Here is a 10,329-nt window from a genome sequence, read left to right as displayed (position 1 = left end):
TTCTCGCGGAGTAACTTGTGATGCTGATAATCTGTTGACTAGCAGTCTGACTCCACAAGCACCCACACGAATTGCTTGATTCAGTTGTTAAAGAGCGATTGGTTAAGAGCTTTCATCTCAACCGAGGCGCGCATTCTACAGCAGCCTCATTTGCTGTCAAGTGATTATTTTCAGAAGTTTTCCAAGTTTCCTTTTCAACTTCAACCACTTGCGCTTCAGATCTCTCATCAGCGGGAGGCGAATTCTACAGCGTTACACGCTGCTGTCAACACCTCTTTTTCAACTCCCTTTCGGCTTCGATGAACTGAAGCAACCTGCTGCCGAAAACTGCGTAACTCTTTGTTTACCAAGGAGTTTTCCGTTTCGACTGCGCCGGAAGTGGGGCGAATTATAGACACCTGGAATCTGCCGTCAACCACTATTTACGCCTTTTTGGCAGAAGAGGCCTTTTTAGCCATTAGACGCGGGATTCGACGAGCCACAGGCGGTAGCCGCAGCATTAACAGCAATGCACCTATAGATGCATAGATCACCCACTCTTTCAGGTCGGCGCGCACAATCCAGAGCATATGCAGTAATCCAAGCCCGAGAATGGCATAAGCCAGGCGATGCAACTTCTTCCAGCGGGCGCCCAATCGTCGCTGACTGTATCGATTGGAAGTCACCGCCAATGCCAGCAAACCAAGAAAACCCAACGCCCCGACAATAATGTAAGGCCGCTTGCGCAACTCGACACCCAACTGCGACCAGTCAAAACCAAGAATGAATGCGCAGTAGCTACCGAGGTGGAGCAGCACATAGGCAAAGCACCACAATCCCAACTGTCGCCGCACGGCATTCCACCCCGCCCAACCGGTGAGTCTCTGCAAAGGCGCCATGCTCAAGGTTACAAGCAGCAGAACAAGCGCCCCCAAACCCAATCGATCGACCAGCACCTTGCCCGGATCCGGCCCAAGGACATCCTCCCAGGCCTGGTACAGCCACAGCAGCGGCCACACCAGCACCACGACAAAGACACCGATACGCCAAAACGGATAGCGCATCAGTAATTCTTCCTCAGGTCGAGCCCCGTATATAGAGAGGAGACTTCCTCTGAATAGCCGTTGAACATTTGCGTGTCGCGCACATTGGGCTTGAACAAGCCACTGGGCAGGCGTCGTTCACGCGCCTGAGTCCAGCGAGGATGATCAACGGTGGGATTCACGTTCGCATAAAAGCCATATTCATCCGCAGCGATACTCTGCCAGGTGGTTTTCGGCTGCTCGCTGACCAGACTGATGCGCACGATTGACTTGATGCTCTTGAAGCCATATTTCCAAGGCACCACCAAACGCAACGGCGCGCCGTTTTGATTAGGCAATTCACGCCCGTACATCCCCACTGCGAGAATCGCCAATGGATTCATGGCCTCATCCAGTCGCAACCCTTCCACATAGGGCCAGTCGATCAAGGCAAAACCGGAGCGCTGCCCCGGCATGCTTTTGGGATCCTGCAAGGTTTCGAAGCGGATGAATCTGGCTTTCGAGGTCGGCTCGACTTCCTTGAGCAAGGCCGAGAGCGGAAAACCGATCCAGGGAATGACCATCGACCAGGCTTCCACGCAACGCAGCCGGTAGATTCGCTCCTCCAACCGATACGGCTTCATGAGGTCCTCCAGCGCATACCGCCCAGGCTTTCCCACCTCCCCGTCCACCACTACCGACCACGGTTCCGTCTTCAGCGTGCCGGCATTGGCGGCCGGATCACCTTTGTCTGTGCCGAACTCGTAGAAGTTGTTGTAGTGGGTCGCATCCTTGAACGGCGTGATCGCCTCATCCTTGACGCTGATCGCTCCCCACTGGGTAGCCGGAAGTTTTTCGCTGAACCAGGAAGGCGCCTTGCCGGGCTCGACATCCGGATAACGCACAGCATCGCCAGCGCGGGCCCATTGCGGCAGGCTGCCCAGAGCGAACCCCGCAACCGTGGCGCCGAGCACTTTGCGTCGAGAAAGATAGAGGGATTCAGGCGTGACGTCCGACTCGTGGCAGTCGGACGTTCCGGGGACTTTGATCAGCATGGTTACTCCGCAGCTTTGGAGGACAGATGCACCCATAGACTGCGGAGTATGAGGGAAATTACGCGCTCTTGTTACGGCGAAGACGTAACAGATATTGAACCGGGCCGGAGGCTGCATAGGCGAGAAACACCAGCAGCAGGATGCGCGGAGGGTCACTGAACACCACTGCGAACACCAGCACCACGGCGAGAATCGCCACGAAAGGCACTCGCCCCTTCAGGTCCAGTTCCTTGAAGCTGTTGTACTTGATGTTGCTGACCATCAGCATGCCGGCCGCCGCAACCATCAGCGCAACCAGGAAGGACATCTTGGAACCCTGAATGCCGTAGTCACTGAACGCCCAGACGATACCTGCAACCACACCCGCAGCGGCAGGACTGGCCAGACCGATGAAGTAGCGCTTGTCCGCCGTACCGACCTGGGTGTTGAAGCGCGCAAGGCGCAAGGCCGCGCCCGCCACATAGATGAAGGCGACCATCCAGCCAACCTTGCCCATGTCACCCAAGGCCCAACCGAAGGCCAGCAATGCCGGGGCAACACCAAAGGCAACCATGTCCGACAGCGAGTCGTACTCGGCACCGAAGGCGCTCTGGGTATTGGTCATGCGGGCCACGCGCCCATCAAGACCATCGAGCACCATTGCGACGAAGATCGCTATGGCCGCGAACGCGAAATATTTGCTCGCATTGGTCGAGTCACCGGCACTCAAGGCCGCCTGGGCGCTCATTGAGTTGATGATGGAATAGAACCCTGCGAACAGATTCGCAGTGGTGAACAGATTCGGCAGAAGATAGATACCACGATGCCGGACTTTACGACCTTCGGCGTCATGCCCTTCCTCGACATGCTCATCGATGGGCAGCAGGCTTTCGGCGTCGGAAGCCTGGTTTGGCTCTTCGGGGCGTTCGCTCATGGACATTACCTTGCAACGGGTGGAAAGTTTGGACAGGTGTCTGGGACGACGGTTCGGCCGCAAACGATGCAGCTTTATACCAGAACCGGCCCCCCAAACGAAAAAACGCGGCCTAAGCCGCGTTTTTCGTACAAGCGCGTGACTTAGTTTTTAGCTTTGTCGACGATCTTGTTGGCACCGATCCACGGCATCATGGAGCGCAGTTGCTCACCGATGATTTCGATACCGTGAGCGGCGTTGTTACGACGTTTGGCGGTCATCGAAGGATAGCCGGTAGCGCCTTCGCTGATGAACATCTTGGCGTATTCGCCGTCCTGAATACGTTTCAGGGCGTTGCGCATGGCCTGACGGGATTCGGCGTTGATGACTTCAGGGCCGGTCACGTACTCGCCGTATTCGGCGTTGTTGGAGATCGAGTAGTTCATGTTGGCGATACCGCCTTCGTACATGAGGTCAACGATCAGCTTCAGTTCGTGCAGGCACTCGAAGTAGGCCATTTCCGGCGCGTAGCCAGCTTCAACCAGAGTTTCGAAACCGGCCTTGACCAGCTCAACGGTACCGCCGCACAGAACGGCTTGTTCGCCGAACAGGTCGGTTTCAGTCTCGTCCTTGAAGGTGGTTTCGATGATGCCGGTACGACCGCCGCCAACGCCGGCAGCGTAGGACAGGGCGACGTTCTTGGCGTTGCCCGAGGCGTCCTGGTAGATAGCGATCAGGTCAGGGATACCGCCGCCCTTCACGAACTCGGAACGTACGGTGTGGCCTGGAGCCTTCGGCGCGATCATGATCACGTCGAGGTCAGCGCGCGGCACAACCTGGTTGTAGTGGATCGCGAAGCCGTGGGAGAAGGCCAGGGTTGCGCCTTTCTTGATGTTCGGCTCGATTTCGTTCTTGTACAGGGAGGACTGGAATTCGTCCGGGGTCAGGATCATGACCAGGTCGGCAGCTGCAACAGCAGAAGCAACGTCGGTCACTTTCAGGCCGTGGGCTTCAGCCTTGGCAACGGTAGCCGAACCTTTACGCAGGCCGACAGTCACGTCAACGCCGGAGTCTTTCAGGTTGCACGCTTGAGCGTGGCCCTGGGAACCGTAACCGATGATGGCAACTTTCTTGCCCTGGATGATCGACAGGTCGCAGTCTTTATCGTAGAAAACTTTCATGAATTTCCCCTATATCAGGCCGTTCAGGCCGTTCGCTAATTTGGTTTAGATGCTGAGTACTTTGTCGCCGCGGGCAATGCCGGTCACGCCACTACGGACGGTCTCCAGAATCGAGGCGGTGCCAATGGACTGAATGAAGCTGTCGAGCTTGTCGCTGGTACCGGTCAGTTGAACGGTATACACGCTGGCGCTGACATCGACGATCTGTCCACGGTAAATATCGGTAGTGCGCTTGATCTCGGCGCGCTGGGCGCCGGTGGCCTTGACCTTGACCAGCATCAGTTCGCGCTCGATGTGAGCACTCTCCGACAGGTCGACCAGTTTTACCACTTCGATCAGCTTGTTCAGGTTCTTGGTGATCTGCTCGATGATTTCATCGTGACCGACCGTGGTCAGCGTCAGACGCGACAGGGTCGGGTCTTCGGTTGGTGCCACAGTCAGGCTTTCGATGTTGTAGTTGCGCTGCGAGAACAGGCCAACCACACGAGACAGAGCACCGGGTTCGTTTTCCAGAAGCAAGGAAATAATGTGCCGCATGATTAGGTACGCTCCGTCTTGCTCAGCCACATATCGCGCATGGAGCCGTCTTTGATCTGCATCGGGTAGACGTGCTCGCTGGTATCGACCGAAATATCGATCACCACCAGGCGATCTTTCATGGCGAACGCTTCTTCCATCTTCGACTTCAAATCTTTCGATTCAGTGATGCGCACGCCAACGTGACCATAGGCTTCAGCCAGCTTGACGAAGTCAGGCAACGACTCCATGTAGGAGTGCGAGTGACGGCTGCCATAGCTCATGTCCTGCCACTGACGAACCATACCCAGAACGCCGTTGTTCAGAATGACGATTTTTACCGGCAAACCGTATTGCAGACAGGTGGACAGTTCCTGGATGTTCATCTGGATACTGCCTTCGCCCGTCACACAGGCGACGTCGGCATCCGGATAGCTCAACTGAATGCCCATGGCCGCCGGGAAACCGAAGCCCATGGTGCCCAGGCCACCGGAGTTGATCCAGCGGTTCGGCTTGTTGAACTTGTAGTACTGCGCAGCAAACATCTGGTGCTGACCCACGTCGGAGGTCACAAAGGCATCGCCATTGGTCACTTCGCACAGGGTTTCGATCACGGTCTGAGGCTTGATCTTGCTGCCGTCGCCCTTGTCATACGGGAACAGGCCGCGATCACCGCGCCACTCGTCAACCTGCTTCCACCAGCTGGCAACGGACTCCTTGTTCGGGGTCTCGCCGATTTCCTTGAGGATCGCGACCATTTCGGTCAGGACACTCTCAACCGGCCCCACGATAGGCACGTCGGCCTTGATGGTCTTGGAGATCGAAGCCGGGTCGATGTCGATGTGAATGATCTTGGCGTTCGGGCAGAACTTCGACGCGCCGTTGATGACACGGTCGTCGAAACGTGCGCCGACAGCGAGGATCACGTCAGCATGGTGCATCGCCAGGTTGGCCGTGTAGCTGCCGTGCATGCCGAGCATGCCGATGAACTGACGGTCGGTGCCAGGGTAGCCACCGAGGCCCATCAGGGTATTGGTCACTGGCAGGTTGAGCATCTTCGCCAGTTCGGTCAGTGGTGCGGAACCACCGCCCAGGATCACGCCGCCGCCCGAGTACAACACAGGACGCTTGGCCGCCAGGAGCATTTCTGCCGCCTTGCGGATTTGACCGGAGTGACCGCGAACAGCCGGGCTGTAGGAACGCAGCTTGGCTTTTTTCGGGAAGACGTATTCGAACTTCTCGGCCGGGTTGGTCATGTCTTTCGGGATATCGACAACGACCGGGCCAGGACGACCGGATTGCGCCAGGTAGAACGCCTTCTTCATGACTTCCGGGATTTCCGACGCGTGCTTGATCATGAAGCTGTGCTTCACGATCGGCCGGGAGATACCGATCATGTCGGTTTCCTGGAACGCATCGGTGCCAACCATGGTGCTAGGCACCTGGCCGGAAATGATCACCATCGGAATGGAGTCCATGTAGGCGGTGGCGATACCGGTGATGGCGTTTGTTGCGCCAGGACCGGAAGTCACCAGTACCACGCCGGCTTTACCGGTGGCACGGGCGTAGCCGTCAGCCATATGGGTAGCCGCTTGCTCGTGACGAACCAGGATGTGGGTCACTTCCGGTTCTTTGAACAGGGCATCGTAGACATGAAGAAGAGCACCACCCGGGTACCCGTAGATATATTTGACGCCTTCGTCACGCAAGAAGCGGACGAGCATCTCACCGCCAGATAAAAGCTCCACGTTGCTCACCTCTAAAACGCCAGAATACCGCCCACGAAAAATGGGACGGGTCTTAATAGGTTTACTTCTCGGCAGAGCATGAGCGACGGTGGTCGCCGACTACGTCAGCACTGACTGAGCAAGTATTGGGATCGTCCCAAGTGTTGCGGGGCTTTCCCACCCAGCGCGAGGTAACGCGTTGCGGGTGTAACAGGTCGACGCGGATATGCGCCTCATGATCTGCTGAGAGGGTCTGCTTCTGGCAGTCCCTGTACAGCGGACTTTGGATTCTTCTGTTTCGGCCTTCGCAAGTCAAGTCGTCTATGTGCTTTATTCTACTAAGCACATGAGAACGCAAGAAAAAACCCGTAAATCCACCCCGTGTTAGCTTTGATTGCGCAACTTTTGGCAAAAAATTGGCACGCGAATGCACTTACCCTGAAACGGCCGACAAAATAGAGAGATATTGTGAACAACTGCCAGCGGACACTGGCAGCTTCTGGCTCAGCGAGACGCGGTGATCAGTTGATCGAATTCTTTGAGCAGCACCTGTAACTGCCGATCCCTACCCTGGACATTGCGCCCGGCAAAGACCATTTCAGCCATTTCCTGAATGCCCGAAGCATTGGGTAGCGGCAAATCCTGCTCGAGGATCATCTTCATGCGTGGCAGGAAGATCCATTGCAGCCATTGCTCGAAATCCAGTGTGTCGACCGAAAACGGCTCGACACTGGAAAGCGCTTCGGCAGAGGGCGGGACTTCATCCCACCACCCTTGCACCCGCAACTCGCGCTCGATCAACAACAGTTGATCGGCGATTTTCAGAAAGCGCACATCCATCACAGCGTTACCTTGGCCTTCTGTCGAGCCAATGCCGCGCCCTGGGAGTCACCCTGCTTTTCACGCCCCTGGGCAATCAGCTCCCACAAGTTGGCCTGCAGGGCTGGACGGCCATTGGCAAAGGTCAGCCCACGGCGAGCGAACTGCTCGGCTTGGGCCGCATCGCCCTGAGCCATGCGTACCTGGGCCAGACGGTAAAGCACCTGCGGCTCACGCGGAGCAACGCGCTGGGCGCGTTCGAGGCTGGAGGAGGCACCATTGAGATCACCGCTCGCCTGTTGCTGTTGAGCGGTGGTCAGCAAAGCCAATACCGGGCCGTCCAGTTGCTCGTCGGCAGAAAGCCCGCCCGAACTGGCCGATGGAATCCCGCTTGGCGACGACGGCATGCTGTAGCTGCCCGGATTGATCGGCGCCGATTGGACCGGCGACGTGTCAATCGGCCCCGGCGTGATCGGACCCGGGGTAATCGGCGTGGTGCTGATCGGCGTCGAAGTCGTTGCCGCGCCTGGCACCATCACCACAACGCCGCTGTCACCTTGCGGAATCGCCTGGGTCTGCGACTGACCCTGCGCAGGGCGCTTGACGGTCGTCTGGCGGAAACCGCCATTGGCCGAGATCCGCTCACTGTTGGACACGGCGGTGCCGGAATCCACGACCGGAATCGAGCCACGTTGTACGCTAGAGCAACCGCTGAGCAAAGCTACGGCGGCAACCGCTGGAATCAACCACTTGTTCACTTGAAACCCTCTTTGCTTAATTCATCCAGCCCTTGACCCAGTCCATCACCGACTCAGCAGGGTTTTCACCACCGCAAGCGGCACCGGGAGGCGGTTCGCTGCCGCGAATATACGGCATCTGCACGGCACCCGGGCAACCGGCGTCAGAACCTTGCCCGGTTCGCGAGTCCACCCAGGACTGAACGATATTGTCCGGCTGCGGCATGTCCAGCGGCAACGGGTCGGCCTTGCGCATAAAACTGGTCCAGACCTGCAAGGCCCCGGTGGCGCCGGTGAATGGCGTCTTGCCGTTGTCGTCGCGACCCAGCCAGACCACCGCCAGCAAGTCCTGGCTGAAACCGGCAAACCAACTGTCTCGCGAATCGTTACTGGTACCGGTCTTGCCCGCCAGGGTCAGGGTCCTTGGCAACGCGTTATAAACCGAGCTGCCGGTACCCTCACGCATCACCCGCTGCATGGCGCTCTGGATCAGGTAAATGGAGGCCGGATCAAAACGCTGCTGAATCTGGAACGGATAACGCTTGAGTGGCTCGCCCTCGGCAGTCAGCACGCTACGAATCCCGCGCATCGGCGTATTGAAGCCGCCGTTGGCGAGGGTCTGGTACATGGTCGCCACTTCAATTGGCGTCATACCGCCGGCCCCGAGCAACATCGACGGGAAGGCCGGGAATTCACGCGTCACACCCAGGCGCGCCACCGTCTTCAATACGTTCGGCACACCGACCGCCAAACCAAGACGCGCGGTCGACAGGTTGTAGGAATGCGCCAGGCCTTGATAGAGGAAGACGGTGCCGTGGGAGCGACGATCGTAGTTTTGCGGCTTCCAGACCTGACCATCCGCGCCTTTGACCGAGAAGGACTCGTCCGACAGCCAACTGGTCAATGTGTACTGGCTCGGTTTCTCCAGTGCGGTCAGATAAACAGCCGGCTTGATCAGCGAGCCGATCGGCCGTACAGCATCCAGCGCCCGGTTGAACCCGGCAAAACTGGCCTGACGACTGCCAATCATGGCCTGCACTTCCCCGGTCTCCGGGTTGGTCACGACCATAGCCGCTTCGACGTCATCGGACCCCTTGCGTCCTGCCAGACGCTTGAAGGTGTCGTTGACCGAGGCCTCAGCCTTCATCTGCAGGATCGGGTCGAAACTGGTGAAGATGCGTAGCCCTTCTTCGGTCAAGTCTTCGTCGCGATAGTCTTCACGCAACTGACGCTTGACCAGATCGAGGAAGCCGGGGAACGAGCTGTCCGCCAGACTGCCGCGCTTGGTCACGCCCAGCGGCATTTTCTTCGCCGCCTCCACCTGCTCGGCGGTCGCAACGCCCTGCTCTTGCAACACATCGAGTACCAGGTTGCGCCGCTCGAGGGCACGTTCCGGATTACGACGGGGATTATAGGAAGAAGGCCCCTTGACCATGCCCACCAGCAGCGCGACCTGATGCAGCTTGAGCTCGGCCAGCGGCTGGCTGAAGAAGAACTGGCTGGCCAGACCGAAACCGTGCACCGCACGCTGACCGTCCTGCCCGACAAACACTTCGTTGAGGTAAGCCTCAAGGATTTCGCGCTTGTCGTAGTGAAGTTCAAGCAGCAGCGCCATCATCGCTTCGGTGAGTTTGCGGCTCAGGCTGCGCTCGTTGGTCAGGTAGAAGTTCTTGACCAACTGCTGCGTCAGGGTACTGCCGCCCTGACGCATGCGCCCGGACGAACCGTTGACCCAGATGGCACGGGCGATCGACTTCGGCGAAACACCAAAGTGATGATAAAAATCGCGATCCTCGACCGCCACCAGCGTTTCAAGCAAGTACGGTGGCACCTGATCGATCTTGATCAGAATCCGGTCTTCGAGGTTTTTCGGGTACAGGCCGCCAATCAGCAGCGGCTCCAGGCGCACCACCGACAGCTTCGAGCCTTTAGCCCCCGCCAACTCGGCCACGTAATCGCCGGAGAAACGCACCCGCACCGGTTGCGCCTGCTCCATGCCTTCATAGAACTGGAAGCCGCGGGTATTCAGATCAACGGTATTGCCGTTGACCGACGCCGCCCCCGGACCGTTGGCCACGCTTTCTCGGCGATAACCCAAGGCATCGAGCTCGGTCAGGAAATCATCCCGGCTCAGCTTCTGTCCGACGAACAGCTCGAGCGGGCGCGCGTAAACCTTGGCCGGGATGGTCCAGCGCTTGCCGGAAAACTTCTCCTGGACGATCGCATCAAGGTAAACGGCGAATCCGGCCAGCACCACAAGGGCGACCAGACTGAGTTTAATGGCCCAGCCCAACCACGGGCGCAGGCCCCTGGAGGGTGGTTTTTTCGGGGTACGGGGAGTTCGAGTACGAGTCATGGCGGCGGATTATACGCACTTTATTCATCCTCAACAGGAGCGCTC

General features: G+C 58.0%; 9 protein-coding genes. All 9 read right to left on the bottom strand.

What is annotated here, in order from left to right:
* Window positions 1–422 precede the first annotated feature (422 nt).
* The gene (gene msrQ, locus KGA98_RS01550) at window positions 423–1,043 is read right to left on the bottom strand and encodes a protein-methionine-sulfoxide reductase heme-binding subunit MsrQ (protein WP_102672222.1); all 621 of its coding nucleotides are present in this window, start codon (window positions 1,041–1,043) and stop codon (window positions 423–425) included.
* Complete coding sequence (msrP, locus tag KGA98_RS01545; RefSeq protein ID WP_223500491.1) at window positions 1,043–2,056, bottom strand: protein-methionine-sulfoxide reductase catalytic subunit MsrP; 1,014 nt, start codon at window positions 2,054–2,056, stop codon at window positions 1,043–1,045. The genes msrQ and msrP overlap by 1 nt, the downstream gene beginning before the upstream one ends.
* Before the next feature lie 58 nt (window positions 2,057–2,114).
* Window positions 2,115–2,969 carry a CDP-diacylglycerol--serine O-phosphatidyltransferase gene (pssA, locus tag KGA98_RS01540; protein WP_223500487.1) on the bottom strand — a complete coding sequence of 285 codons (855 nt, stop codon included), beginning with the start codon at window positions 2,967–2,969 and terminating at the stop codon, window positions 2,115–2,117.
* 143 nt (window positions 2,970–3,112) lie between these two features.
* Window positions 3,113–4,129 carry a ketol-acid reductoisomerase gene (ilvC, locus tag KGA98_RS01535; RefSeq protein ID WP_003228216.1) on the bottom strand — a complete coding sequence of 339 codons (1,017 nt, stop codon included), beginning with the start codon at window positions 4,127–4,129 and terminating at the stop codon, window positions 3,113–3,115.
* 45 nt (window positions 4,130–4,174) lie between these two features.
* Window positions 4,175–4,666 (bottom strand): acetolactate synthase small subunit, encoded by a 492-nt coding sequence (gene ilvN / locus KGA98_RS01530; protein WP_003205610.1) that lies wholly within the window; start codon window positions 4,664–4,666, stop codon window positions 4,175–4,177.
* A gap of 2 nt (window positions 4,667–4,668) precedes the next feature.
* Window positions 4,669–6,393, bottom strand: coding sequence for an acetolactate synthase 3 large subunit (locus tag KGA98_RS01525; RefSeq protein ID WP_057716561.1), 1,725 nt, complete (start codon window positions 6,391–6,393; stop codon window positions 4,669–4,671).
* A gap of 483 nt (window positions 6,394–6,876) precedes the next feature.
* Window positions 6,877–7,212 (bottom strand): YqcC family protein, encoded by a 336-nt coding sequence (locus KGA98_RS01520; protein WP_090451421.1) that lies wholly within the window; start codon window positions 7,210–7,212, stop codon window positions 6,877–6,879.
* Window positions 7,212–7,949, bottom strand: coding sequence for a tetratricopeptide repeat protein (locus KGA98_RS01515; protein WP_223500485.1), 738 nt, complete (start codon window positions 7,947–7,949; stop codon window positions 7,212–7,214). Before KGA98_RS01515 ends, KGA98_RS01520 begins: the two co-directional genes overlap by 1 nt.
* Before the next feature lie 16 nt (window positions 7,950–7,965).
* Window positions 7,966–10,284, bottom strand: a complete 2,319-nt coding sequence (mrcB, locus tag KGA98_RS01510) for a penicillin-binding protein 1B (RefSeq protein ID WP_223500484.1) — start codon at window positions 10,282–10,284, stop codon at window positions 7,966–7,968.
* Window positions 10,285–10,329 lie beyond the last annotated feature (45 nt).

This window comes from Pseudomonas sp. BF-R-24 (assembly GCF_019947335.1).
Classification (GTDB): domain Bacteria; phylum Pseudomonadota; class Gammaproteobacteria; order Pseudomonadales; family Pseudomonadaceae; genus Aquipseudomonas; species Aquipseudomonas jessenii.
The sequence above is the reverse complement of the archived record's forward strand: the minus strand, read 5'-3'. Positions and strand labels throughout refer to the sequence as shown.